This is a genomic window from Rhodanobacter sp. FW021-MT20 (assembly GCF_041107475.1).
Classification (GTDB): Bacteria; Pseudomonadota; Gammaproteobacteria; order Xanthomonadales; family Rhodanobacteraceae; genus Rhodanobacter_A; species Rhodanobacter_A glycinis.
This window is the reverse complement of sequence record NZ_JBGBPX010000002.1, coordinates 1-25,788: the sequence shown is the minus strand read 5'-3', so window position 1 is coordinate 25,788 and position 25,788 is coordinate 1. Positions and strand designations below refer to the sequence as shown.

Annotated in this window: 17 protein-coding genes; 12 read left to right on the top strand and 5 right to left on the bottom strand. The window is 62.3% G+C overall.

Going from position 1 to position 25,788, the window contains the following annotated elements:
• Positions 1 to 2: 2 nt before the first annotated feature.
• Positions 3 to 695, bottom strand: coding sequence for an alpha/beta hydrolase (locus tag AB7849_RS03230; RefSeq protein ID WP_008216341.1), 693 nt, complete (start codon positions 693 to 695; stop codon positions 3 to 5).
• A gap of 59 nt (positions 696 to 754) precedes the next feature.
• On the opposite strand from AB7849_RS03230, the gene AB7849_RS03225 reads away from it, so the two are divergent.
• Positions 755 to 1,351 carry an ACP phosphodiesterase gene (locus AB7849_RS03225; protein ID WP_008216340.1) on the top strand — a complete coding sequence of 199 codons (597 nt, stop codon included), beginning with the start codon at positions 755 to 757 and terminating at the stop codon, positions 1,349 to 1,351.
• A gap of 277 nt (positions 1,352 to 1,628) precedes the next feature.
• On the opposite strand, the gene AB7849_RS03220 is transcribed toward AB7849_RS03225, so the two are convergent.
• Positions 1,629 to 2,150, bottom strand: a complete 522-nt coding sequence (locus tag AB7849_RS03220) for a c-type cytochrome (protein ID WP_008216338.1) — start codon at positions 2,148 to 2,150, stop codon at positions 1,629 to 1,631.
• Between the two features lie 443 nt (positions 2,151 to 2,593).
• Between AB7849_RS03220 and AB7849_RS03215 the strand changes: the two genes are divergently transcribed.
• The 5 genes from AB7849_RS03215 to AB7849_RS03195 all read left to right on the top strand — a co-directional run bounded on the left by AB7849_RS03215 (position 2,594) and on the right by AB7849_RS03195 (position 11,414).
• A complete protein-coding gene (locus AB7849_RS03215; RefSeq protein ID WP_369500543.1) occupies positions 2,594 to 3,808 on the top strand; it encodes an efflux RND transporter periplasmic adaptor subunit in 1,215 nt (404 codons plus the stop codon).
• A gap of 202 nt (positions 3,809 to 4,010) precedes the next feature.
• Positions 4,011 to 7,247, top strand: coding sequence for an efflux RND transporter permease subunit (locus tag AB7849_RS03210; RefSeq protein WP_008216330.1), 3,237 nt, complete (start codon positions 4,011 to 4,013; stop codon positions 7,245 to 7,247).
• A gap of 205 nt (positions 7,248 to 7,452) precedes the next feature.
• Positions 7,453 to 10,578, top strand: coding sequence for an efflux RND transporter permease subunit (locus tag AB7849_RS03205; RefSeq protein ID WP_008216329.1), 3,126 nt, complete (start codon positions 7,453 to 7,455; stop codon positions 10,576 to 10,578).
• A gap of 89 nt (positions 10,579 to 10,667) precedes the next feature.
• Positions 10,668 to 10,910, top strand: coding sequence for a LysM peptidoglycan-binding domain-containing protein (locus AB7849_RS03200; RefSeq protein WP_008216322.1), 243 nt, complete (start codon positions 10,668 to 10,670; stop codon positions 10,908 to 10,910).
• A gap of 12 nt (positions 10,911 to 10,922) precedes the next feature.
• The gene (locus AB7849_RS03195) at positions 10,923 to 11,414 is read left to right on the top strand and encodes a hypothetical protein (protein WP_008216320.1); all 492 of its coding nucleotides are present in this window, start codon (positions 10,923 to 10,925) and stop codon (positions 11,412 to 11,414) included.
• Between the two features lie 129 nt (positions 11,415 to 11,543).
• On the opposite strand, the gene AB7849_RS03190 is transcribed toward AB7849_RS03195, so the two are convergent.
• Positions 11,544 to 11,969: a hypothetical protein gene (locus AB7849_RS03190; protein WP_008216317.1), complete on the bottom strand. Its 426-nt coding sequence runs from the start codon at positions 11,967 to 11,969 to the stop codon at positions 11,544 to 11,546.
• Positions 11,970 to 12,374: 405 nt separating this feature from the next.
• Between AB7849_RS03190 and AB7849_RS03185 the strand changes: the two genes are divergently transcribed.
• The 6 genes from AB7849_RS03185 to AB7849_RS03160 all read left to right on the top strand — a co-directional run bounded on the left by AB7849_RS03185 (position 12,375) and on the right by AB7849_RS03160 (position 22,824).
• Positions 12,375 to 15,443 carry a BPTD_3080 family restriction endonuclease gene (locus AB7849_RS03185; RefSeq protein ID WP_369500542.1) on the top strand — a complete coding sequence of 1,023 codons (3,069 nt, stop codon included), beginning with the start codon at positions 12,375 to 12,377 and terminating at the stop codon, positions 15,441 to 15,443.
• Complete coding sequence (gene dinD, locus AB7849_RS03180; protein ID WP_008216315.1) at positions 15,440 to 16,285, top strand: DNA damage-inducible protein D; 846 nt, start codon at positions 15,440 to 15,442, stop codon at positions 16,283 to 16,285. The genes AB7849_RS03185 and dinD overlap by 4 nt, the downstream gene beginning before the upstream one ends.
• Positions 16,286 to 16,384: 99 nt before the next feature.
• Complete coding sequence (locus AB7849_RS03175) at positions 16,385 to 19,216, top strand: site-specific DNA-methyltransferase (RefSeq protein ID WP_008216314.1); 2,832 nt, start codon at positions 16,385 to 16,387, stop codon at positions 19,214 to 19,216.
• Positions 19,217 to 19,230: 14 nt separating this feature from the next.
• Complete coding sequence (locus AB7849_RS03170; protein ID WP_008216312.1) at positions 19,231 to 20,331, top strand: hypothetical protein; 1,101 nt, start codon at positions 19,231 to 19,233, stop codon at positions 20,329 to 20,331.
• On the top strand, positions 20,328 to 20,702 hold the full coding sequence (locus AB7849_RS03165; protein ID WP_192810859.1) for a hypothetical protein: 375 nt from the start codon (positions 20,328 to 20,330) through the stop codon (positions 20,700 to 20,702). Before AB7849_RS03170 ends, AB7849_RS03165 begins: the two co-directional genes overlap by 4 nt.
• Positions 20,703 to 20,718: 16 nt before the next feature.
• Complete coding sequence (locus AB7849_RS03160; RefSeq protein ID WP_369500541.1) at positions 20,719 to 22,824, top strand: 3'-5' exonuclease; 2,106 nt, start codon at positions 20,719 to 20,721, stop codon at positions 22,822 to 22,824.
• Between the two features lie 315 nt (positions 22,825 to 23,139).
• On the opposite strand, the gene AB7849_RS03155 is transcribed toward AB7849_RS03160, so the two are convergent.
• Positions 23,140 to 24,048 carry an S-4TM family putative pore-forming effector gene (locus AB7849_RS03155; RefSeq protein ID WP_008216310.1) on the bottom strand — a complete coding sequence of 303 codons (909 nt, stop codon included), beginning with the start codon at positions 24,046 to 24,048 and terminating at the stop codon, positions 23,140 to 23,142.
• A complete protein-coding gene (locus AB7849_RS03150) occupies positions 24,048 to 24,917 on the bottom strand; it encodes a nucleotidyltransferase domain-containing protein (RefSeq protein WP_008216309.1) in 870 nt (289 codons plus the stop codon). Before AB7849_RS03150 ends, AB7849_RS03155 begins: the two co-directional genes overlap by 1 nt.
• Positions 24,918 to 25,788: the final 871 nt, after the last annotated feature.

The window sequence follows — 25,788 nt, the reverse complement described above, 5'->3', positions numbered from 1 at the left end:
GCTCAAGCGGCGCTGCGGGGTTCCGGCAGCCAATCGCGTACGGCATGCTTCACCGCGCCGCGCAGGTCCATCAGGCGGCGGTGGAAGAAATGGCCGGTGTCGGGCATGCGGATCAGCTCGGGCGGCTGGTCCATGCCGTCGATCCAGTCAAACACCGCTTGCGGCTCCACCACTTCGTCCGCTTCGCCCATCACCACCAGCCACGGGCAGTTGGGCAGCACGTCGTTGGCCACTTCCCAGCGACCGACCGGCGGCGCGATGCTGACCAGCGCCTGCGCCTGCAGTTTCGTTGCGTTGCGGATGGTCACGTAGCTGCCGAACGAGAAGCCGGCCAGCCACAGCGCATCGTGCGGGCGCACGCGGCGCAGCCAGGCCACCACCGCGGCCAGGTCGTCGCTTTCGCCATCGCCGTCGTCGTAGCTGCCTTCCGATTCGCCGGTGCCGCGGAAGTTGAAGCGGATCGTGTCCAGCCCCGATTCGCGCAGGCTGCGCTCCAGCATCGTCACCACCTTGTTGCGCATGGTGCCGCCCTGCACGGGGTTCGGATGGCAGATCACCACCACGCCGGCACGCGCGCCGGGGCGGTCGGCGATCTCGCTCAGGGTTTCCAGCTTGCCGGCCGGCCCGGACAGCGCGAAGCTGGCGGCCTGCTCGGGAAAGTCGGTGGGGTCGTCGGGAAGCTCGGTGAGATTCATATGCACATGATACCCGCCGGGCGCGATGGCCGCCCGCGCCGGCCGCCGCGGGCGCGTCGATGAACCATCTGGCGCACGTGCTGCTGGCCGGTGACGACGAACTGTTGCAACTGGGCGGTCTGATGGGCGATTTCGTGCGCGGCACGCCCGATCCGGCCTTGCCGCCGCGGTTGGTGGCAGGCATCCACCTGCATCGGGCCATCGACGGATTCACCGACAACCATCCCGCCGTGGTCGCGGCGCGCGCGTTGTTCGAGCCGCCGTACCGACGCTACGCCGGCATCCTGCTCGACATGTGGTTCGATCATTGCCTGGCACGGGATTTCGCGCGCTGGAGCCCGGTCCCGCTGGAGGCATTCTCCGACGGCGTGCGGGCGCTGTTGCACCGGCACGATGCGTTGTTGCCGGACGACTTGCGCCGTTTCCGCAGCTACATGGAGGCGCATGGCTTGCCGGCGGGGTATGCGGATCGCACGGAGATCGGCCGGGCGCTGGCTGGCATCGGGCGGCGGTTGCGGCGGGCGAATCCGCTGGATACGGCGTTGCCGGTGCTGGTGGGGATGGAGGTGCCGTTGCGGGCGTGCTTCGAGGCGTTCTTTCCGGAGTTGCGGGATTTTGCGCGGGCGTGGGTGGCGGCGCATACGGCGGGAGAATGATCGCCGGGTTTTCTCCCTCTCCCCTCCGGGGAGAGGGCCGGGGTGAGGGGCCGGTCTCGCGAAAACCTTGGTTTCAAGGCGTGCTTCGATGGGAAGTTGTCGCGAGCACCCGCCCCTCACCTCAATCCTCTCCCCAAAGGGGAGAGGAGGCGAACGCAAACAGCTTGCTTATGCGAGCCCCGTCCCCTCATCCCAACCTTCTCCCCGGCGGGGAGAAGGGGCGAACGAAAACGCCGCCCGAAGGCGGCGTTTGCTTTTGCTTTATTGAAGCTTGGGCTTACTTGGCCTGGTCGACGATCCAGGTCACGGCGGCCTTGATCTGGGCGTCGTTCAATGCGGGGTTGCCGCCCTTCGGTGGCATGAAGTTGCCGTCGGGACCGTGGTAGCCCTCGGTGGCGTGCTTGATCAGGGTGGGCAGGCCTTCGGCGATGCGCGGCCCCCACATGGCCTTGTTGCCCAGCTTCGGCGCACCGGCGACGCCGGCGGTATGACAGCTGGTGCACAGGTGGTCGTAGATGGTCTTGCCGTCGGTGGTGCCGCCGTAGGCGACCTGCGACGCGGCGGCCTTGGCGGCAGCGGCCTGGGCGGCCTCCATCGCGGCGCGGCCGGTGTTGCCGGCGTATACGGCACCGACTGGGGCCAGTTCGGCAGACACCGCCTTGGGCGCGTTCGGATTGGTTTCCGCCGGTTCGTGGTGGTAGATGGTGACTGCCGTGACGATCAGCACGATGGTCAGCAGGCACAGGCCTACGATCAAGATCGAGAACTGACGCAGAAAGCCCTGGTCGGATTTGGTCATGGATCCGCTCACTCACGTACTCCAGTCATCATTGGGTAAGCCGGAAAGCCGTCAAGGCTTCCGAGGCATGCCTGCTCGTCGGTGGACGAAATCGCCGCGCGACGGCTCCGCATGGGCTGCACGGGCAACAATTTTGCCATTATAGACGAAGCCGGGCGCAAGTTTCAGACGGATCGTGTGTTGCCGTCGAGGTGGCGGCCATGGTTCCCCCTGTTGCCGCGAAAGGCCGTATTCTGCACTGTCCGGTGGCGGGGGGCCGCCACAAGACCTGCCGTCCCCTGCCATCGGTCATGTCCCCCCCCATGTCAACTGGCATTGTTCAATTCCGTTGAACTGCACCTATTCTTCAGTAGTCCAACATTTCCAGCTGTCCAACTCCATTGTTCAGGCGCATGCGCGCCGGTCGCGATCGTTCGGTCCGGCCGTCTACCCGGGAGCTTTACATGTCGCGTTTTTGGAAGGTCGCGCTGATCGTCATTATCGTGATCGTGCTGCTGGCGGTCGGTTTCCGTCTGGTGCACAAACCGGGTGGCGCAGGGCAGGGCCAGGGCAAGGCCGGTGCCGACACGCCGCCGGTGCCGGTCACGGTGGTCCCCGTGGTCAAGCAGAACGTGCCGATCTACCTGACCGGCCTGGGCACCGTGGTGGCGCGCAATACCGTCACCGTGAGCCCGCAGGTCAGTGGCCAGCTGCTCAGCATCAACTTCAAGGAAGGCGACCCGGTGACCAAGGGCGAGCTGCTGGCGCAGATCGATCCGCGCAGTTTCCAGGCCGCGTATGACCAGGCCGTGGCGCAGAAGGCCCAGGCGCAGGCGCAGCTGGATACCGCGCGCAGCAACTACCAGCGCAGCCAGACCCTGCTGGCCAAGGGCTATATCGCCAAGCAGGAACTGGAAAGCCTGCGCAACACGGTGACCCAGGACGAAGCGCTGGTGGCGGCGGACAAGGCCAATGCCGAAAGCGCCAAGGTGCAGTTGGGCTACACCCGCATCGTCTCGCCGATCGACGGCATTGCCGGCATCCGTGCGGTGGACCCGGGCAACGTGGTGAGCACGGGCACGGCTCTGGTCACGCTGACCCAGGTCCATCCGATCTACGTGGAATTCAACCTGCCCGAGCAGAACCTGGATGAGGTGCGCAAGGCCTTCAAGGGCGGCGCCGACCTGGAGGTGAGCGCGCTCGACCGCACCGACTCCCATCCGATCGACGCCGGTGGTGCGCTGCAGGTGGTGGACAACCAGATCAATACCAGCACCGGTACGTTCAAGCTGCGTGCGGTGTTCGACAACAAGGACGGCAACCTGTGGCCGGGGCAGTTCGTCAACGTGCAGTTGAAGGTCAGCACGGTGGATGGTGGCCTGGTGATTCCGTCGCAGGCCGTGCAGCGCGGCCCGGACGGCGACTATGTCTACGTGGTGCAGGCCGACAAGACGGTGAAGATGCAGCCGGTGACGGTGGCCGGCGAAGTCGGCGACAGTCACGTGATGATCGACAAGGGCGTGGCGCTGAACCAGCAGGTGGTCACCGAAGGCCAGTTCCGCCTGAAGCCGGGCAGCAAGGTCGATGCGCTCAAGCCGGGGGAAGTGCCGCCGGCGCCGACCGATGCCCAGTTGAAGAAGGCACAGGCCAAGGGTGGTGGTCGGCATCGTGGCCACTAAGCTGGCCCGCGCCGCGCGGGCCGCGACGAAAGCGTCGCTACCCGCCGCGCACCGCTTCACCTGGTCCGGCGGCCCGCGCTCGCGTCATCACCCGAACGTGGACGGACGTCCATTTCCCGGCTCCTCCCCGGCCTGCGCGCAGACGACTTGCGGCGCGGGACGGCCGGAGAGCATCCACCGACTCTGACGGTTACGACGACCCATGGGATTCTCCTCGCTCTTCATTCGCCGTCCGATCGCCACCTCGCTGCTGATGGTGGCGGTGCTGCTGCTCGGCATCCTTGGCTACCGCGAGCTGCCGGTGTCGGCGCTGCCGGAGATCGAGGCCCCCAGCCTGGTGGTGACCACGCAGTACCCGGGCGCCAGCGCCACCACCATGGCGGACCTGATCACCACGCCGCTGGAGCGCAACCTGGGGCAGATTTCCGGACTCACCATGATGAGTTCGGATTCCTCCGCCGGCCTGTCCACCATCGTGTTGCAGTTCGACATGAGCCGCGACATCGACGTGGCCGCGCAGGACGTGCAATCGGCGATCGACCAGGCCAAGGGCACCTTGCCCAGCAACCTGCCGTACCCGCCGGTATACAACCGCGTGAATCCGGCCGACGCGCCGATCCTCACGCTGTCGCTGCAATCGGACAGCCGTCCGCTGCGCGACGTCAACGACATGGCCGATTCGGTGATCGCGCAGAAGCTGTCGCAGGTGCCGGGCGTGGGCCTGGTATCGATCGCCGGCAACGTGCGCCCGGCGGTGCGCGTGCAGGTGAATCCGTCGCAGCTGGCCAATCTCGGCCTGACCATGGAGGACGTGCGCAGCGCGCTCACCCAGGCCAACGTCAATGCGCCCAAGGGCACCTTGAACGGCAAGACGCAGAGCTACTCGATCGGCACCAACGACCAGCTGGTCGACGCGGCCCAGTACAAGAGCACCATCATCAGCTACAAGAATGGCGCGCCGGTGCGGCTGTCCGACGTGGCCAACGTGGTCGATGGGGTGGAGGACGACCAGCTCGCCGCGTGGTCCAACAACAAGCCGGCGGTGCTGCTGGACATCCGTCGCCAGCCCGGTGCCAACATCGTCAAGACGGTGCAGCAGATCCGCCAGGTGCTGCCGTCGCTGCGCGCCACCTTGCCGGCCGACGTGCATCTTGATGTGTTCGCCGACCGCACCATCACCATCCAGGCGTCGGTGCACGACGTGGAATTCACCCTGCTGCTGACCATCTTCCTGGTGGTGGCGGTGATCTTCGTGTTCCTGCGCCGCCTGTGGGCCACGGTGATTCCGTCGGTGGCGGTGCCGCTGTCGTTGCTGGGCACGTTCGGGGTGATGTCGTTCACCGGCATGTCGCTGGACAACCTCTCGCTGATGGCGCTGACCGTGGCCACCGGCTTCGTGGTGGACGATGCGATCGTGATGATCGAGAACATCGTGCGCTACATCGAGCAGGGCAAGGACGGCAAGGAGGCGGCCGAGATCGGCGCGAAGGAAATCGGCTTCACCGTGCTGTCGCTGACCGTGTCGCTGGTGGCGGTGTTCCTGCCGCTGCTGCTGATGCCCGGCGTCACCGGTCGGCTGTTCCACGAATTCGCGTGGGTACTGACGATTGCGGTGACCATCTCGATGCTGGTGTCGCTGACGCTGACGCCGATGATGTGCGCCTACCTGCTCAAGCCCGACGAACTGCCCGAAGGCGACGACGCGCACGAACGCCACGCCGCCGCCGGCAAGCGCACCGTGTGGTCGCGCACGGTGGGGCTGTACGAGCGCTCGCTGGACTGGGTGCTCGACCATCGCCGGCTGACCATGCTGGTGGCCACGATCACGCTGGTCGTCACCGTGTGCCTGTACATCGTGATTCCCAAGGGCCTGCTGCCCGAGCAGGACACCGGCATGATCACCGGCGTGGTGCAGGCCGACGACAACATCGCCTTCCCGCAGATGGAAAACCGCACCCAGGCGGTGGCCGCCGCGCTGCGCAAGGACCCGGCGGTGGCCGGCGTGGCCGCCTTCATCGGTGCCGGCACGATCAACCCCACGCTCAACCAGGGCCAGCTCAGCATCGTGCTGAAGGACCGCAGCAAGCGCGGCAGCCTGGATAGCGTGGTCGCCAGCCTGCAGAAGGACGCCGCCGGCATTCCCGGCGTGGCGCTGTATCTGAAGCCGGTGCAGGACGTGACGCTGGATACCCGCGTGGCCGCCACCGAGTACCAGTATTCGCTGTCCGACGTGAATTCCGACGAGCTGGCCAAGTACGCCACCGAGATGACCCAGGCGTTGCGCAAGCAGCCTGAACTGGCCGACGTGGGCAACAACCTGGTCAACCAGGGCAACGCGCTCAAGCTCAACATCGACCGCGAAAAGGCCAGCCGCCTCGGCGTGCCGGTGCAGACCATCGACGACACCTTGTACGACGCCTTCGGCCAGCGCCAGATCTCCACCATCTTCACCCAGCTCAACCAGTACCGCGTGGTGCTGGAAGTGGCGCCGCAGTTCCGCAACCGCGCCGATCTGCTGGACAAGCTGACCGTGCGCGGCAACGGCAACGGCGCGTTGACCGGCTCCACTGCCACCAGTTTCGGCCAGGTGAAGTCGAGCAACTCGGCCACGCCATCGGGCATCGGCAACGGCGGCAACGTGGGCTTCACCATCGGCGCCGGCGGCACCATTCCGCTGTCTTCGCTGGCTACCGCCACGGTCACCAATGCGCCACTGGTGGTCAGCCACCAGAACCAGCTGCCGGCGGTGACGCTTTCGTTCAACCTGGCACCGGGTTACTCGCTGTCGCAGGGCGTGGCGGCGATCCAGAAGGTCGAGAAGCAGCTGAACATGCCGCCGCAGGTGCGCGGGGAGTTCATCGGCAAGGCGGCGGAGTTCTCCTCTTCGCTCAGCGACGAAGTGCTGTTGCTGCTCGCCTCGATCATCGTGATCTATATCGTGCTGGGCGTGCTCTACGAGAGCTACATCCATCCGCTGACGATCATCTCCACGCTGCCGCCGGCCGGCGTGGGCGCGTTGCTGGCACTGATCCTGTGCGGCATGAGCCTGTCGGTGGACGGCATCGTCGGCATCGTGCTGCTGATCGGCATCGTCAAGAAAAACGCGATCATGATGATCGACTTCGCGATCGAGGCGCGGCGTGCCGGCATGAATGCGCACGATGCGATCCGCCGCGCCTGCCTGCTGCGCTTCCGCCCGATCATGATGACCACCGCGGCGGCGATGCTCGGCGCCTTGCCGCTGGCGCTGGGCAACGGCATCGGTGCGGAGCTGCGTCGGCCGCTCGGCGTGTCGATCGTCGGCGGCCTGTTGCTGTCGCAGTTGATCACGCTGTACACCACGCCGGTGATCTACCTCTACATGGAACGTTTCTCCGACTGGTTGCAGCACCGCCGCGAACAACGCGAGCTGGCGCGCATCCAGCAGAGCAGGGCATGAGTCGTCGACGCTGGCGGCCGCCTTCGGGCGGCCCGGGTCAGCCATGTCGCACGTCGCCGCATGACTTCCACGGCACCCCGGAATCCCGGGGTGCCTTTTCGGTTTTCGCGGTTCCGGTTCAACCCGGGCGCGGCTCGCGCGTTGAGTGAAAGATGCATGATTCCGTTGTCGAACGTTTCCACCGCGCCGTGAGTTGCCGTAACGCATGAACATCTGTGCCCCGTTCATCCGCCGCCCGATCGGTACCTCGTTGCTGGCGATGGGCGTGTTCGTCATCGGCATGATCTGCTACTCGCTGCTCGGCGTGTCGGCACTGCCGGACATGCAGTTCCCGGTGATCTTCGTGCAGGCCAGCCAGGCCGGCGCCAGTGCCACCACCATGGCCTCCACCGTGGCCGCACCGCTGGAACGCCACCTGGGCCAGGTGGCCGGCATCGACTCCATGCGGTCGCACAGTTCCGAAGGCAGCACCTTCGTGCTGATGTTCTTCCAGGACGGACGCAACCTGGATTCCGCCGCGCGCGACGTGCAGGCGGCGATCAATGCCGCCTTGCCGGATCTCCCCTCCGGACTCAACGGCGCACCGAGCTACCGCAAGGCCAATCCCAACGACGATCCGATCATCGCCTTCGCGCTGACCTCGGAAACGCAGTCGGCGGCGGATCTGTACGACGTGGCCGATTCGTTGCTGGCGCAGCGGATCAGGCAGATACCCGGGGTTTCCTCGGTGGATATTGCCGGCGCCGCCACGCCGGCGATCCGGGTCGACGTGAACCTGCGTGCGCTGAACTCCATGGGCTTGTCGCCGGACCAGTTGCGCAACGCGCTCACCGCCGCCAACGTCACCTCGCCGCAGGGTTTCCTGAGTAACGGCAAGACGCAGATGATCGTCACCGCGAACGATTCGCTGCACACGGCCGACGATTTCGCCAAGCTGGTGATCGCCATGCACAATGGCGTGCCGGTGCGGCTGTCCGACGTGGCACATGTCTATGCCGGCACCGAGGACGCCTACCAGGCGGCCTGGTTCCAGGGCAAGCCGGCGATCCTGATGTACGTGTACAAGCAGGCCGACGCCAACGTCATCGCCACCGTCGACCGGGTGCAGGCCGAAGTGCCGATGCTGCGCGCCTACCTGCATCCCGGGACCGTGATCACCCCGTTCTTCGACCACACGCCGACCATCCGCGCCTCGCTGCACGAGGTGCAGGTGACGCTGCTGATCTCGCTGGCGATGGTGGTGCTGACGATGGCGCTGTTCCTGCGCCGGCTGGCACCCACGCTGATCGCCGCGGTCACCGTGCCGCTGTCGCTGGCCGGTGCGTTCGGCGTGATGTACATCCTTGGCTACACGCTCAACAACCTCACCCTGCTGGCGCTGGTGATCGCCATCGGTTTCGTGGTGGATGACGCCATCGTGGTGATCGAGAACATCATCCGCCACATCGACGCGGGCATGTCGCGGCTGGAGGCCACGCTGGCCGGGGCGAAGGAGATCGGCTTCACCATCGTCTCGATCACCGCCTCGTTGACCGCGGTATTCATTCCGCTGCTGTTCGCCGGCGGCATCACCGGCATGTTCATGCATCAGTTCACGATGACGCTGGTGGCGGCGATCGTGATGTCGGCGATCGTGTCGCTGACGCTGACGCCATCGTTGTGCGGGCATTTCCTGCGCGGTCACAGCGAGCCGGAAAAGCCGTCGCGGCTGGGCGCGGCGCTGGAAGGCTTCCACGCCGGCATGCTGCGCGTCTACACGCGTGGGCTGGACTTCGCATTGCGCCATGCGCTCATGCTGGCGTTGACACCGCTGGTATTGATCGTCGCCACGTTCTTCCTGCTCAAGGTGGTGCCGGGCGGGCTGTTTCCGCCGCAGGACACCGGGTTGATCTGGGGGCGTGCAAGTTCCAGCTCCACGGTGTCGTTCGACGAGTCGGTGAAACGCCTCGACCGCATCACCGACATGCTGCTGGCCGATCCGGACGTGGCCGTGGTCGGTGCGCGCCTGGGCAGCAGTCGCAGCGGCACCAGTGCGTCGTTCAACATCCAGCTGAAAACGCCTGCGCAAGGACGCAAGGACGATACCTTCGCCGCGCTAGCGCGATTGAGCGCCAAGGCCGACCGTTTCCCCGACCTCAACGTGCGCCTGCGTCCGATCCAGGATCTGCCCAGCGGTGGCGGCACCAGCCAGGGCGCGCAGTACTCGGTATCGCTGCAGGGCAACAGCCTGACCGAGTTGCAGGAGTGGCTGCCCAAGCTGGTTGCCCAGCTGAAGAAAAGCCCCAAGTTGCGCGACGTGGGCAGTGACGTGGATGAATCCGGCCTGCTGCAGAACATGGTGATCGACCGCGATACCGCGGCGCGGCTGGGCGTCTCCGTCGGCACCATCGACGGCGCGCTGTACGACGCTTTCGGCCAGCGCCAGGTCAGCACCATCTATTCCGACCTCAACCAGTACAAGGTCGTGGTCAATGCGCTACCCAGCCAGACGGCCACGCCGGATGCGCTCAACAAGATCTACGTGAGTTCCACCAGCGGCAAGATGATTCCGATCACCGCGATGGTGAAGCAGGTGCCGGGGCTGTCGCCCACCTCGATCACCCACGAAAACCAGTACACCACGATGGACCTCAGCTTCAATCTCGCACCGGGCGTGAGCATGGGCGAGGCCTACGCGATCATCCAGCACACCGTGGACGGCATGCGCATGCCGGGCGACATCCGCCTCGGCCTGGGCGACAACTTCCGTCGCTTCCGCCAGGCGCAGGGCGGCATGCTGTGGCTGGTGCTGGCGGCGATTCTCACCGTCTACATCGTGCTGGGCATGTTGTACGAGAACCTGATCCATCCGATCACGATCCTTTCCACCTTGCCCGCTGCCGGTGTCGGTGCGCTGCTGGCCTTGTGGATCACCGACACCGACTTGTCGGTGGTGGCGCAGATCGCGCTGGTGCTGTTGATAGGCATCGTCAAGAAGAACGCGATCATGATGATCGACTTCGCCCTGGTCGCCGAACGCGAGCACGGCAAGAGTCCGATGGAAGCGGCGCGCGAGGCCTGCGTCGTGCGCTTCCGCCCGATCATGATGACCACCATGGTCGCCATCCTCGCCGCGGCGCCACTGGCCATCGGCCTGGGTGAAGGCTCCGAGTTGCGCCGTCCGCTGGGCATCGCGCTGATCGGCGGCCTGCTCGTCTCGCAGAGCCTTACCCTGCTCAGCACGCCGGCGCTGTACGTGATCTTCTCCTGCCTCGCCGCCCGCTGGAAAGGTTGGCGTGCGGCACGTCGCGAGCGTCGTCGCACACGGCGGCTGGTGTCGCAGCAAAGCTGAAGCATCGCCGCATGAATGACGGGGCGCTCACGTACTACTAACCTTCGCGCCGTTATTCCTGTCCCTCCACTTCAATGGAGGAATGCCCGATGGGCAACGAGACGAGCAAGCCGGATTTCTCCGACGTGCAGGGCGGCGCGTCCTCGACGGCGCCGGATGCCGCTGCGCAAACCTATACCGTCGTTTCCGGCGACAACCTGTCGAAGATCGCCAAACACGTCTACGGCAACGCCAACGAGTGGCATCGCATCTTCGATGCGAACCGCGACCAGCTCGACAACCCCGACCGCATTGCACCTGGCCAGGTGTTGAAGATCCCCGCCAAAGCCTGAGGAGGCGAACCCATGAAGATCAACCATCGCATCACGACGCTTGGCGTATTGTCCCTGGCCGTTGCGCTGTCGCTGAGCGCCTGCGGCAAGCAGGGTGAACCGACCGCCACACCTGCCGGCACTCCGCCACCGACCGCCCAACCGGATGGCGCGGCCGCTCCGTCGGCTCAAGCGCCCACGTCCGTCAGCGTGACGGACGTGGAACTGGGCAATGCCGTCGGGGCGGACCAGAAGGTCGCCACGCCGAGCAGCAGCTTCGCGCCCAGCGATACCATCTACGCCGCTGTCACCACGTCCGGCGCGGGCACGGCCGCGTTGGCCGCCAAATGGACCTATCAGGACGGCCAGACGGTGCATGAGGAAAGCAAGTCGATCGCACCGACCGGCCCGGCCACCACCGCGTTCCAGATCAGCAAGCCCAGCGGCTGGCCGGCGGGCAGCTACAAGGTGGCGATTTCCCTGAATGGGCAGCCGGTGTCCAGCAAGGACTTCACGGTGCAATAAAGGCACCCTGGTTTCAGGAAGATTCGGTGCGCCAGGGAGGGCGCCCGAAATGGCACCGGCGCTCGTCGCGGTGCATCACACCGACATGGAGGTGGCCGCCCGAACCGCATCGAGCGGCTCGCTGCCGGTTCAGATCACGGGCAGATCCGCCGTCGCCCGTGCTTCGGCACGCACCGGATGCGAATCATGCGCAGCCGTCAATGCCGTATCCGGGCGCAATGTGATGCCGGTGCGCCGCGTGAAATGCGCCAGCAGGATTTCGCGCGTGGCCGTTGTCACGTCCGGCGCGCGACCGATACCGAGCAGTTGCGCATGCTGCAGGATGGCCCGACTGGCCAGCAGGCTTCCCGGCACTTCCGAACGGCGTTGCCCGTCGCCCTGCCACAGCACGGCGACCCAGCCCTCCTCGTGGGCGGCATGCGATTCGTCCATCGGCAGCAGCAAGGTGCCATCGCCCAACCACAACGCACACTCGTGGCCGTCGGCCAACTGGCGGGTGTACGACGGTTCAAGCGCGGCGATGAAATCGACGATGCGCTGGCTCAATCCCTTCATGTGACGTTCCTTGACGATGGGTGGTGCGTATCCTAGTCCAACACGGCGTGCGCACAATTGGGCATGCCATGACGGCTCTCCTTTTGCCGTAGCACCACTGCGGCAATGCCAAATCGTGGCTATCGGCCAAGGACGCTGCCAGAATCGCAACAAGGCCGCGATGAGGTGAGCGGGACACTGCGGATGACTTCGTTGGTCAGGCCCGGATGGCCCGGAGCGGCATGAAGCCATAGTCTGTGTAGCGATGTGGGCGAAAGCCCATGTGGCACGGCAGGAATGCGGGCGCCTGACCGGCAACGGCCGTGCTTCGAATCCCGTGGGGTCTCTTTGCGCGGGACACGCAGGCGTCATACAGTTTGCAGCGTTCCCGCAAAGGGCGCCGGAACGGCAGAAAACAGGGGTGACATGGAAAACCAGTTCTTCGAGCGGCCGATTCTCAATTCGCCGTACGACTACCCGGCCCGTCACTGGGAACTCGACGAAAACGGCCAGCCCACCCAGAAGATCATCGACAGCCGTCGTGGCGCCGATTTCGTTACGCCTATTCCCAGGCCGCGCAAGCGAAGCGGTGGCGGCGAGCAGGGCGATCTTGCATTGGGAGACGCGGATCTTTCCACCGATGCGCAGCGGTATCACAGCGCTCTCATCAATGGTGTACGCCAGCAGGTCGACCGCTGGCGGCTGATCCCCGACCCCGGCCAGTGGCACGTCACCCCGGAGACCGCGCGCCTGTTGCAGCACTGGCGGCATCACCCGTTCAGCGGCCTGCGACCGTTCTTCTGTCAGGTTGAGGCGGTGGAAACCGCCATCTGGCTGGTCGAAGTCGCGCCACAGCTAGGCAAGGCCGCACAGAACATCCTCGATCACCTGGCCAATGCCAACCGCGACGCCAACCCGGAACTGATGCGGCTGGCCCTGAAACTGGCCACCGGTGCCGGCAAGACCACCGTCATGGCCATGCTGATCGCCTGGCAGACTGTCAACGCCGTGCGTCACCCCAACAGCAAGCGGTTCACCCGCGGTTTCCTGATCGTCGCCCCCGGCATCACCATCCGCGACCGCCTGCGCGTGCTGCAGCCGAACGATCCGTACAGTTACTACAAGAGCCGCGAACTAGTTCCCGCCGACATGATGGGCGACCTCGAGCGCGCCAAGATCGTCATCACCAACTACCACGCCTTCAAGCTGCGCGAGCGGCTGGAGCTGTCCAAGGGCGGCCGCCGCCTGCTGCAGGGCAGGGATGGTGCGCCGCTCGATACCCAGGAAACCGAAGGCCAGATGATCCAGCGCGTCATGCCCGACCTGATGGGCATGAAGAACGTCCTGGTCATCAACGACGAGGCGCATCACTGCTATCGGGAAAAGCCCGGTACCATCGACATTGACGAGCTGAAGGGCGACGACAAGGAAGAGGCGAAAAACAACAACGAAGCCGCCCGCCTGTGGATCTCCGGCCTGGAAGCGGTCAACCGCCAGCTCGGCGTCCATCGCGTCATCGACCTGTCCGCCACACCGTTCTTCCTCAGCGGCTCCGGCTACGCCGAAGGCACCTTGTTCCCATGGACGATGAGCGACTTCTCGCTGATGGACGCCATCGAATGCGGCATCGTCAAGCTGCCGCGCGTGCCGGTGGCCGACAACATCCCCGGCGGCGAAATGCCCAAGTTCCGCGAGCTGTGGAAGCACATCGGCAAGAAAATGCCGAAGAAGGGGCGCGGCAAGGGCAAGGCCTTGGATCCGCTCAGCCTGCCGGTGGAACTGCAGACCGCGCTGGATGCCCTGTACGACCACTACGCGCGAACGTTCGAACTGTGGAATGAGGCCGGCATCCGCGTGCCGCCGTGCTTCATCGTGGTGTGCCAGAACACCGCGATCTCCAAGCTGGTGTACGACTACATTTCCGGTTTCGTGCGCGAGAACGACGACGGCAACGGCGAACTCGTCAATGGCCGCCTGCCGCTGTTCCGCAACTTCGACGAACACGGCAACCCCATCCCGCGCCCGCACACCTTGCTGATCGACAGCGAGCAACTGGAATCGGGCGACGCGCTGGACAAGGATTTCCGCACCATGGCGTCCGATGAACTCGAACGCTTCAAGCGCGAGATCATCGCCCGCAACAACGACCCGCGTGCTGCGGATGCCATCACCGACCAGGACCTGCTGCGCGAAGTCATGAACACCGTCGGCCGCGCCGGTCACCTGGGCGAGTCCATCCGCTGTGTGGTCTCGGTGTCCATGCTCACCGAAGGCTGGGACGCCAACACCGTCACCCACGTGCTCGGCGTACGTGCCTTCGGCACGCAGTTGTTGTGCGAACAGGTCATCGGCCGCGCGCTGCGCCGCCAGTCCTACGAACTCAACCAGGATGGCCTGTTCGACGTCGAATATGCCGACGTGCTCGGCATCCCGTTCGACTTCACCGCCAAGCCTGTCGTGGCGCCGCCGCAGCCGCCGCGCGAAACCGTACAGGTCAAGGCCGTGCGCCCCGAGCGTGATGCCTTGGAGATCCGCTTTCCGCGCGTGCTTGGTTACCGCGTGGAACTACCCGAGGATCGACTGAGTGCCGATTTCGACGACAACTCGGTGCTGACGCTGACCCCGGACCTGATCGGCCCCTCCGTCACCCGCAACGCCGGTATCGTCGGCGAAGGCATCGACCTCAGTCCCAAGTACCTGGGCGACATGCGCCTGTCCACCGTGCTGTTCCATCTGACCCAACGCCTGCTCTACACCAAACTGCGCGATTCCGACCAGCAGCCCCAGCTCAATCTGTTCGGTCAGGCCAAGCGCATCACCCGCCAGTGGCTGGACACCTGCCTGGTCTGCAAGGGCAACACCTACCCGGCGCAACTGATGTACCAGGAACTGGCTGACATGGCCTGCAACAAGATCACCGCCGCCATCACGCGCGCCCACATGGGCCAGCGGCCCATGAAGGCCATGCTCGATCCGTACAACCCGGTCGGTTCCACCCGCCACGTCAACTTCGCCACCTCGCGCACCGAGCGCTGGGAAACCGATGCGCGCCGCTGCCACGTCAACTGGGCCATCCTCGACAGCGACTGGGAAGGCGAGTTCTGCCGTGTCGCCGAAGCCCATCCGCGCGTGCGCGCCTACGTCAAGAACCGCAACCTGGGTCTGGAAGTGCCTTACCGCTTCGGCTCCAGGAACCGCATCTACATCCCCGACTACATCGTGCAGGTCGACGATGGGCACGGCGATGACGACCCCCTCAACCTCATCGTCGAGATCAAGGGCTACCGCGGCGAAGACGCCATCGAGAAGAAATCCACCATGGACACCTACTGGGTGCCCGGCGTTAACCACCTCAAGACCCACGGCCGCTGGGCCTTCGCCGAGTTCACCGACGTCTACGCCATGCAGGAAGACTTCGCCAGGAAGATCGAAGCCGAGTTCGACCAGATGATCCAAAACGCCACGGACAACGCGGAAACGGAGGTCACCGCATGAAAACCGAGCTGATCCAGTCGCTTACCGAAAATTTCGAGGCTCATGCGCAGCGAACGGAAAGTGGCGTCGAGTACTGGCTGGCGCGTGATCTGCAATACCTGCTTGGCTATGCTGAATGGCGAAATTTCAGCAGCACCGTGATTTCAAAGGCAAAAATTGCTTGTGAACTGTCTGATCGTGCCGTCTCCGATCATTTTGTTGACGTCAACAAAATGATCGCGCTGGCCAAGGGGGCAGAGCGATCCATCGACGATATCATGCTCACCCGCTACGCCTGCTACCTCATCGCCCAGAACGGCGATCCGAGGAAAGAGGCCATCGCCTTCGCCCAGACCTACTTTGCCATCCAGACCCGGCGCGCCGAGCTGATCGAGCAGCACCTGCTCGAAGCTGAGCGTGTATCCGCCCGCCACAAACTCACGCAGACGGAAAAGGAGCTCTCCGGTGTCATCTATGAACAAACCGGCGGCAACCAGGACTTCGCCCTGATCCGCAGCAAGGGTGACCAGGCCCTATTCGGCAAGTCCACGCAGGCCATGAAGGCCGCCTGGAAGGTGCCCGCCAGCCGCCCGCTGGCCGACTTTGCGCCGACCATCATCCTCAAAGCCAAGGACTTCGCCACCGAAATCACCATCCACAACGCACGCGAGCGCAAGCTTGGCAGCGAACAGGCCATCTCGCACGAGCACGTCACCAACAACAAGGCCGTGCGCGACACCTTGCTCAGTCGCGGCATCCGGCCGGAGCACCTGCCGGCTGCCGAAGACGTGAAGAAGGTCGAGCGCCGGCATGCCTCGGAATACAGGAAATCTCTGAAGAAGCCCGACGCCCTCGATTCGTGAGTGGCGTATCGCTTGGTTAAAGAAAGCCCAGGATCCTTAACTAGCGAGCTCCGCTAGTTAAAGAAGGCAAGACATCGGTATTTGAAAAGGTTGTCAAGCATGGCGCGCAAGCCCACCGCCCCCAAGACCATCGCCACCCTCAAGCACAAAGAGGCCAAGCGCAAGAACATCCCCACCGCCGAATACCAGTCGGTGATGCAGAAGGAGGATCAGACGCCGGTCAAGGTCGCCTACGCGCGCACCGCCAAGGGGCTGGACGACGAGAAGCAGTCGCGCAACCGCGACCTTGACCCGCAACTCGTCTGGCGCGGCAAGGACCAGCAGGACTGGTCCGACCTCGTCGTCAACGCGCCGCCGCTGTACATCCAGGAAAAGGTCAACCCCAAGGTATTGATCGACGACCTGCAGCGCGAAAGCCAGGCCGGCGCGCAGCTGCAGTCCGGCTCCATGGCCGACCTGTTCGGCGACTTCAACGGCTTGCCCGAAGGCGCCGACAAGACCGACTTCTACCAGTACGACGGCAACTGGCAGAACCGCATGATCCTCGGCGATTCGCTGCAGGTCATGGCCAGCCTGGCCGAGCGCGAGGGCCTGCGCGGCAAGGTGCAGTGCATCTACTTCGATCCGCCCTACGGCATCAAATTCAACTCCAACTTCCAGTGGTCCACCACCAGCCGCGACGTCAAGGACGGCAACGCCGAGCACATCACCCGCGAGCCGGAACAGGTCAAGGCGTTCCGCGATACGTGGCGCGACGGCATCCATTCCTATCTGACCTATCTACGCGACCGCCTGACGGTGGCGCGCGATCTGCTGACCGAATCGGGATCGATCTTTGTGCAGATCGGGGATGAGAATGTGCACCGTGTGCGGGCTGTGATGGATGAGGTATTTGGTGACGAAAACGCTATCGCCACGATTCCTTTCAAAAAAACCTCTGCGTTGGGTGGGAAGACCCTTGATGTCGTTTACGACACGATCTTGTTCTATGCGAAAGACAAGGAGAAGGTCAAATATAGAAAGCAGTTGATGTCCGTTGGATACGACACCTATGCGTATCCAAATGTGGAATCGGTCGATGGTAGTTGGCGTCGCCTGTCCTCGGACGAGCGCGGAAATTTCGATCCAAAGTTTGGGCGGTTGTTTCGCACCGACAACATCACATCGCAAAGTGGAGGGGAGAAGACGGCTTTCCCAGTGACTCTCGAAGGCAAGCTTCTAAAGCCATCAAAGGGGTCGTTCTGGAAAACAAACGAGCGTGGCATGAGCGTACTTGCGAAAGCCGAAAGACTAAAGGCCGTTGGAAATACCTTGACGTACACGCGCTATCAGGATGACTTTCCAGCGCGGGCACTTACTGCTTGGTGGGATGACACGATTCAATCGACTTTTGCGGCAAAAAACGTCTATGTAGTTCAAACCTATACGAAGGTGGTTCAGCGCTGTCTCCTGATGTCTACTGATCCCGGCGATCTCGTGCTTGACCCGACATGCGGCTCCGGCACTACTGCCTACGTTGCCGAGCAATGGGGTCGCCGCTGGATCACCCTCGATACCTCACGCGTGGCGCTGGCGCTGGCTCGCGCACGCATCATGGGCGCGCGCTATCCGTACTACCTGCTGGCCGACTCGCCCGAAGGCCAGCACAAGGAAGCCGAGATCACCCGAAGCGTGCCCTCGTCGCAGCCAACCTACGGCAACATCGCCCACGGCTTCGTCTACGAGCGCGTGCCGCACGTCACGCTGAAATCCATCGCCAACAACTCCGAGATCGACGTCATCTGGGACAAGTTCCAGCAACTGCTGGAACCCCTGCGCGAACAGTTGAACAAGGCGCTGGGCAAGCATTGGCAGGAATGGGAAATCCCGCGCGAGGCCGATGTGAAATGGCCCGATGCGACCAGCAAGCTGCACGCCGACTGGTGGCGCGAACGCACCGCCCGCCAGCGCGAGATCGACGCCTCCATCGCCGCCAAGGCCGATTCCGAATACCTCTATGACAAGCCCTACGAGGACAAGAAGAAAGTCCGCGTCGCCGGCCCGTTTACCGTCGAAAGCCTGTCCCCGCACCGCGTGCTCGGCGTCGACGAAAACGACGAACTGATCGACGGCGTCGGCGACGACAAGCCCGGCTACGGCGACGAGCGCGACTTCGTGCAGATGATCCTGGAAAACCTGAAGACCGCCGGCGTGCAGCAGGCGCACAAGGCCGACAAGATCACCTTCACTGCGCTCACCCCTTGGCCCGGCGATCTGGTCTGTGCCGAAGCGCGATACGTGGAGGGCAACAAGGAAAAACGCGCTGCCATCTTCATCGGCCCCGAGTTCGGCACCGTCTCCCGCCCCGACCTGGTCGCCGCCGCCCGCGAAGCCGGCGACGCCGACTTCGACGTGCTGATCACCTGTGCCTTCAACTACGACGCCATGTCTTCCGAGTTCGACAAACTCGGCCGCATCCCGGTGCTGAAAGCCCGCATGAACGCCGACCTGCACATGGCCGACGACCTCAAGAACACCGGCAAGGGCAACCTCTTCGTCATCTTCGGCGAACCCGACATCGCCATCCTTGACGCCGGTGAAGATGGCGAACCCGGCCAAATCCGCGTCAAGGTCAACGGCGTCGACGTCTTCCACCCGAATACCGGCGAAGTCCGCAGCGACGGCGCCGAAGGCATCGCCTGCTGGTTCATCGACACCGACTACAACGAAGAGAGCTTCTTCGTCCGCCACGCCTACTTCCTCGGCGCCAACGACCCCTATAAGTCCCTCAAGACCACCCTGAAAGCCGAAATCAACGAAGAAGCCTGGGCGACCCTCAATAGCGACACCTCGCGCCCCTTTGATAAGCCCAAATCCGGTAGGATTGCCGTAAAGGTCATCAACCACCTTGGAGATGAGGTGATGAAGGTGTTCAGGGTCTCGGGTACTTAGGCAGGACGATCGTTATGAAAACTGACTTCGTCCAGCCCCGATTCACCGGCCTCCGTTTCGATGAGCACACGTTGCCCGTGGACGTCGCTCGCGATCTTGCGGCATATGAGTCGCTAATCGTAGATCTAGCCAAGCATCTTTACCTGCAAGAGCATCCGGATCGCCAGCGTGTTCCTAAAGGCTTTTCCTCAAATTTCCACTTAGATATTGAAAAGATCGATCCCGGAAGCGCCAGGCCGCTTCTGGCCTTGGTCATATCAGGAATGCTTGCTTTAACAGGGGGCGAAAGTTCGTACTTTGAACGCGCGCGTGACTTGGTTGCCGAATGCGTAGCTGCGCCGGTAACCGCGCTGCCGGCGCAGTTCCCTAAAGATCTGCTTTCTCATTTCAACCAATTCGGGCGCTCGCTCCGCGAAGACGAAACGTTGGAACTTCCGAGAGCAGGAGGCACCGTTGGTGTTTTGACTCCCGGCAAGCGTAAGGATTTGGTGCTTGCGGCTGAGCAGTATTACGAAAGAGATGTCGATCTTGCGGGTTCAATCGTGGAGGCTGATTGGGAGAAGTCGACATTTCGACTTCGGCTCGAAGATGGCGGACATACGATTGTTCCAATGCCTGAGAGTTTCCATAGTAGGGCGCGAGAATTTGGTGGGCGAAATAGGCACCAGGTTCAGGTCAAAGGTGTGGCCACGTATGATTCTTGGGATCGTTTGCAGCGAGTGGTATCCGTCGAGTCCCTTGACGTGACCAAGAATTATCCGCTTGCGATGCGTTTCGACGATTTGATTCAGCTAAAAGATGGCTGGTACGAAGGACAGGGAATTGCTCCTGATCGCGACAAGCTTGCAATTGTCGCCGAGAAATTAATTGGCGCATATCCAGAGCGAGTTCAGCTTCCGCTAATAGCCCCAACCCCAAATGGTAATTTGTTGCTGGAATGGGAGGCCGTTGGTGATCCATCGGTAGACATCGACCTCGCCGAAGAGCGGGCTAGCTTTCACTCGTTTGGCGATAGAAATGGAGAGATCGAAATGGACTTCCCTTTGGGAACTGATTCTGATTGGAAATCGTTCTTCGCGTTTCTTTCTGAACACATCAAGCAGCAATCGGCATGAATCCAGAATCGGTTCTCCTGCGTCAGGTTCACCCTGACTTTATCCCGGATGGAAAATTGACAAGCCAGGCGTTTTATCCGTTTCCCAAAGACGATGGCAAGTTGTCTGCCTATGATGGCGATCAGATTTCTGCTGCCGCTGCTTTTGAACACTACACAACCAAAATTGGTTTCGAATCTCGTGGTGTCTGGGGAGTCGATTGCAAGGAGGTCAATGAGGTGGGTTTGGAGTGCCAGCCAGATCCACTTCCGGAATCGCCGGCGCATGCTTTAATCGATTTTGGTAAATCGACGGAAAAGGAATGCCGAAAGCTCGCCAAGAGGCTCAAAGCCTTCGCTCTGGCACGCGGTTGCCTACACGCATCGTTGTAGATCGTAACGACGCGAGATGAACTTCCGCATCGCCGACACCTTCACCGACAGCCTCGCCCGCCTCACCGGCGACGAGCAAAAGGCCGTGAAAACGACGGCGTTCGACCTGCAGATGAATCCGGTCAACCCGGGCATGAGCTTCCATAAGCTTGATCGCGCACGGGATCCGAACTTCTGGTCGGTGCGTGTCAGCAGCGATATCCGCCTGATCGTGCACAAGACTGCGGCGAGCCTGCTGCTTTGTTACGTGGATCACCACGACAAGGCCTACCAGTGGGCCGAGCGTCGCAAGCTGGAGACCCATCCGAAGACCGGCGCAGCGCAGTTGGTGGAGATTCGCGAGCGGGTCGAGGAAATCGCCGTTCCGAAGTACGTCGAGGTCGAACAGCCTGCTCCGGCCAAACCGGTGCTTTTTGCGGGCGTGGCGGACGGTGATTTGCTTGCTTACGGCGTGCCGGAAGAATGGCTGCCGGACGTCCGCGCCGCAAATGAGGACACCCTGCTCGAACTGACCGACCATCTGCCGGCCGAGGCGGCGGAAGCCTTGCTGGAACTGGCGACGGGCGGACAGCCGATGCCGGCAGCCGTCGCGGTACCGGCGACCAGTCCATTCGAGCACCCGGATGCCTTGCGTCGCTTCCGTACGATGAACGACGTGGAAGAGCTGGAGCGCGCGCTGGCGTTCCCGTGGGACAAGTGGACGATCTTCCTGCACCCGGCGCAGCGCGAATGGGTGGAGAAGGATTACGGCGGTCCGGCGCGGGTGTCCGGCTCGGCCGGTACGGGCAAGACCATCGTGGCATTGCATCGTGCCGTGCATTTGGCGCGTGCCAACCCGGAAGGTCGCATCCTGCTGGCCACGTTCTCCGACACGCTGGCCCATGCACTGCGCATCAAGCTGCGCCGCCTGATCAGTAACACGCCCATGCTGGGCGAGCGCATCGAAGTCCATGCGATGAACGCCATTGGCGAACGTCTGTACGAACTGCAGTTCGGCCGCCCCCGTCTTGCCAGCATTGACGAAATTCGCAGCCAGCTGGACGCAGCAGCAGCGGCGCACCCCGATCATCAGTTCAGCGCATCCTTCCTGCTGTCGGAATGGCAGGACGTGGTTGACGGTTGGCAACTGGACAGCTGGGAAAGCTACCGCGACGTGCAGCGGCTGGGCCGCAAGACACGGCTGCCGGAAGCGCGTCGCGCGTTGCTCTGGTCGATCTGCCAGGACGTTCGCGCCGAACTGCAGCAGCGTGGTTGGATCACCCGCGCAGGCATGTTCGGGCGGCTGGCGAACGAACTGCCCAACCGCCGGCATCCGCCGTTCGATTTCGCGGTGATCGACGAGGCACAGGACATCAACGTGGCGCAGCTGAAGTTCCTGGCGGCGCTGGGGGCCGATCGCCCGAATGCGTTGTTCTTCGCCGGCGACCTGGGCCAGCGCATCTTCCAGCAGCCGTTTTCGTGGAAGTCGCTGGGCGTGGACATCCGCGGCCGCTCGCGCACGTTGCATATCAACTACCGCACCTCGCACCAGATCCGCATGCAAGCTGACCGCCTGCTGGCACCGGAAGTGGCCGATGTGGATGGCAACGTCGAGGAACGCCGCGGCACGGTCTCGGTATTCAACGGCCCCGCGCCGACAATCAACTCTTTCCCATCGGCGGACATTGAGTCAGCCACCGTCGGCGACTGGTTGCGCCAGCGCATCGAGGACGGGATCACGCCACAGGAATTGGGCGTGTTCGTGCGCTCGCCTGCCGAACTGGATCGCGCCCGCGCCGCCTTGGCGCACGCAGAATTGCCGTTCAAGGTGCTGGACGACCATACCCAGACCACGCCCGGCCATGTGTCCATCTGCACGATGCACCTGGCCAAGGGCCTGGAATTCCGCGCGGTAGCCGTGATGGCCTGTGACGACGAAGTGGTTCCGTTGCAGCAGCGCATCGAGTCCGTTACCGACGATGCAGACATGGAAGAGGTCTACAACACCGAACGCCACCTGCTCTACGTCGCCTGCACCCGCGCGCGCGACCAGCTTATGGTTTCGGGCGTGGAGCCCGTCTCGGAGTTCCTGGATGACCTGACCATGATGCGGGGCATGCCGAACATAGGAATTGCGCCCTGATCCCGTCTTGGAAGTTTGAACCTGCGAAAGGTTGAGTTGACGCTCAGGTAAATGAACCTGACCCTATGGCTTCGCTTCGGGTCGTGTGCGGCCGACCATGAGGTTCATGGCCGCCTTCGCGCTAGAAGCGCGACATCGACGGGTATCAATGATTCCCTTTACCTGGAAAATTTGGCCTGCCTATAAGCAGGTTTGTCGGCCAAGCCGCGCTAAGTTCGAGAGAAGGGCCGGGTGGGCATTGATTCTCTATTCTCAAAGGTGCTGCTCACAGCAAGTGACTACTAGAGGCGATGGGCACTAATCCATGTGCTTCGACTATAACCTGAGCTTGGCTGTCGCTTCCGCGACCAACTCTCCCGCTCCAAAAGACATCTGGCCTTCATACCGATTTCGAAGCCGTCGAAACATCCAATCGAAAACTGGCGGGCTCCGCTTGCGTCCCTCGCAGATCTCATCTTGGAGCTCTCTGCAAGCTTTCTTCAACCTCCCTGCTGATGCGCCAGACATAGCCTGTGCCCAGATCGAATTCGCATGCTCTTTCAGTTTGTCACAACGTTCGGCGGTCTGGGTGTGTTCCCTGTACTGCCGAGTCCCGGTAACAATCATTGGCGCGAGCGGAATGAGGACGACTACCACTAGATCTCTGTACGAAACGGAAGCAAAAAGTGCAGCAGCCAGTACGAGCATCAGAACTACCACGATCGCCGACAGAACCACTACCCCGTAATGCCTACGTTGCTTTCCATCCCACCAGCAATTGGTCCTCTGACAGGCAATCCTGGCAACATGAAGTGGGAGCTGTCCGAATTCGATGGGATACCAGTCTCGAAGTGTCGGCATGCGGACTGCCCATGCTTGGTAAGCGTCGGATTGCTCTTTGATCAGCTCAGGGTCCAATTTCGAGCCAGCCTTCAACTGATTCCATGGCAGATTCAGAACATCGCAATCGAACGATTCCTGAGCTTTTGCACCTTGTTCGCGCTTTTGCTTTTGCCACTCACTGAGCCAGAAAAGATCTACTAGTATGATAGTAGCGCCCCAGATCGCGACAAAAGGTCGCGCCTCTGGATAAGCAATTGCAAACAATGCCGATAGTGTTGCGATGGGTCCAGTGAGGATCAGCTGCCACGCGAGGATTCTCTTCGCCGTACCATACAACTGTCGCTGAGCGGCCAACTTGTGTAGTTGCGCCGGATCATTCTGGACGTTTGGAATGCTATTCATCACAGGTAATACGTCGGAAAGTGTCCGTCATAGAGCAGTGACCACCAATCGAACGCACCTTTGGTATCGCCGCGCAATTCAGCGTCATATGCTTTTCCCGCCCTTGTTGACGCCGTACCCGTCTTCGACAATGCGTCTGCGTGGGACAGGGCTGTCTTGCAAGGCTTAATCGTCCCTCCGACCCCAGTGGGATCGTACATGTTGGGCAGTTCGCGATCCACTAGCTGTCGCAGGACTCGCTTTATATCAATCGAGTAAACAATGCTCGTCTCGGTGCTCGCATAGCGGGCCGTAAACATTTCCAGGTAGAAGGACGAGATTGGAACACCTCTATAGAACTTCCAAGCCTTGATGAAACGAATCAATGGCCTGACCTTTCCACCTAGTTTCGTGTCTATTGTGCTCACATAGTCATTATGTGCGTCTGGGCTGATGTTCATCCATCCGCCATCGCCATCGGCGATCTTGTAGACCTTGTAGGTGTTCTGTGTCACGTAGCCAGCCGGTACAACCTCTGTCGTCTCAGATTTATATGTGCCGAAAGGAACGACAACTGCAGGAGTATCGATGCGAACACCCGTGAGTGGAAATCTCGTATCTAATGCATTGCGTACCTTCGTCAGGAAGTAGCTGGACGAAGCCGTAACCTCATTGGCCGGTATGGAGGCAAGGTAATCCACGTCGCTGTACCCGGACACGCTAGTTCCGTTGCCGAAAGAACCAATCCTGACGAACCTGTTGAGGCCGAAGTTGCTCCTCAAACATGCCTCTATCGAGGCGCGATGATTCGTTGCGGCTTGAGATTCCGGAATCTTGGCCTTGAGCTTTTCCAAAAAGTCACTGAAACCCTGCTCAATTGAGCGTGGCATATTTCCTCCCCCTGTGCACCGCAGTACAGTTACCCCCTACACGGGACGGCAGCGGACCCTTCCCCTATGTGGACTATATGGCCAACTACTACTTGCATCAATGCTTGGTCCCTTCTTGCCCAACCCAAGAGATGATAGGGCAAGAATTTCATCGTCCAACACTCCACTTCTGACCTTCATGCCCGCTAGAGATCCAGTTGGCCAAGCATTGGCAATCGCAGACACTTCCCTTCGCGAGTTCTTTCCGACCGACTTCTATAAGCGTTGCATGTATGCTTCGTTCGGGATCGCCGCACTACTGCATGACGAGGGGATCTCCGCACATCTTGTGGGAGGCGACTTCATTTGCACCGTAGTATCCCGTGATGGCGCGCAGATGACTCTCCAAGGATTCGGCACAACCCACGATGGCCCTCCTTCACATTACTGGGTGCTAGCTGGCGGCCAGTTGCTTGATCTTGGGCCGATGTATTTGCCCTATGAGTCTTCGTTTCCGGCAGCACCTTTGCCCATTCTTCGGTGGCCAATAGCTGTCGACTTGCCGGACTTCGTCCTTTACAGAGAACGTGAGCGCTATGCTGAAGGCGCAGAGATCTATGATCCAGTGATGCGTGAGAAGAACTCCGCATTCCTATCGCATTGTCGATCAACCCGGGATAACGCGAGTCGGAGTCTCCTTCTGCCGGCGTGGCAGCTGGAGGATTCGCAGTCGCTGCGTTACGCTGCGCAAAAGGGAGATCTATGGGCCAAAGCATCAATGGAGTTCCTTCGCAGGTCGTTGAAGGCCTCTTTTCGGCTCTCTCTCGATTCGTGTGGTTGACCTTTACCCGACCACCTGTTGAGCCGCATGCGTCCACGGGTTTTTCGGCAG

Bases quoted from the DNA above. Each gene is read 5' to 3' on its own strand.
- AB7849_RS03230 (WP_008216341.1), bottom strand. From the start codon at position 695: ATGAATCTCACCGAGCTTCCCGACGACCCCACCGACTTTCCCGAGCAG.
- AB7849_RS03225 (WP_008216340.1), top strand. From the start codon at position 755: ATGAACCATCTGGCGCACGTGCTGCTGGCCGGTGACGACGAACTGTTG.
- AB7849_RS03220 (WP_008216338.1), bottom strand. From the start codon at position 2,150: ATGACCAAATCCGACCAGGGCTTTCTGCGTCAGTTCTCGATCTTGATC.
- AB7849_RS03215 (WP_369500543.1), top strand. From the start codon at position 2,594: ATGTCGCGTTTTTGGAAGGTCGCGCTGATCGTCATTATCGTGATCGTG.
- AB7849_RS03210 (WP_008216330.1), top strand. From the start codon at position 4,011: ATGGGATTCTCCTCGCTCTTCATTCGCCGTCCGATCGCCACCTCGCTG.
- AB7849_RS03205 (WP_008216329.1), top strand. From the start codon at position 7,453: ATGAACATCTGTGCCCCGTTCATCCGCCGCCCGATCGGTACCTCGTTG.
- AB7849_RS03200 (WP_008216322.1), top strand. From the start codon at position 10,668: ATGGGCAACGAGACGAGCAAGCCGGATTTCTCCGACGTGCAGGGCGGC.
- AB7849_RS03195 (WP_008216320.1), top strand. From the start codon at position 10,923: ATGAAGATCAACCATCGCATCACGACGCTTGGCGTATTGTCCCTGGCC.
- AB7849_RS03190 (WP_008216317.1), bottom strand. From the start codon at position 11,969: ATGAAGGGATTGAGCCAGCGCATCGTCGATTTCATCGCCGCGCTTGAA.
- AB7849_RS03185 (WP_369500542.1), top strand. From the start codon at position 12,375: ATGGAAAACCAGTTCTTCGAGCGGCCGATTCTCAATTCGCCGTACGAC.
- dinD (WP_008216315.1), top strand. From the start codon at position 15,440: ATGAAAACCGAGCTGATCCAGTCGCTTACCGAAAATTTCGAGGCTCAT.
- AB7849_RS03175 (WP_008216314.1), top strand. From the start codon at position 16,385: ATGGCGCGCAAGCCCACCGCCCCCAAGACCATCGCCACCCTCAAGCAC.
- AB7849_RS03170 (WP_008216312.1), top strand. From the start codon at position 19,231: ATGAAAACTGACTTCGTCCAGCCCCGATTCACCGGCCTCCGTTTCGAT.
- AB7849_RS03165 (WP_192810859.1), top strand. From the start codon at position 20,328: ATGAATCCAGAATCGGTTCTCCTGCGTCAGGTTCACCCTGACTTTATC.
- AB7849_RS03160 (WP_369500541.1), top strand. From the start codon at position 20,719: ATGAACTTCCGCATCGCCGACACCTTCACCGACAGCCTCGCCCGCCTC.
- AB7849_RS03155 (WP_008216310.1), bottom strand. From the start codon at position 24,048: ATGAATAGCATTCCAAACGTCCAGAATGATCCGGCGCAACTACACAAG.
- AB7849_RS03150 (WP_008216309.1), bottom strand. From the start codon at position 24,917: ATGCCACGCTCAATTGAGCAGGGTTTCAGTGACTTTTTGGAAAAGCTC.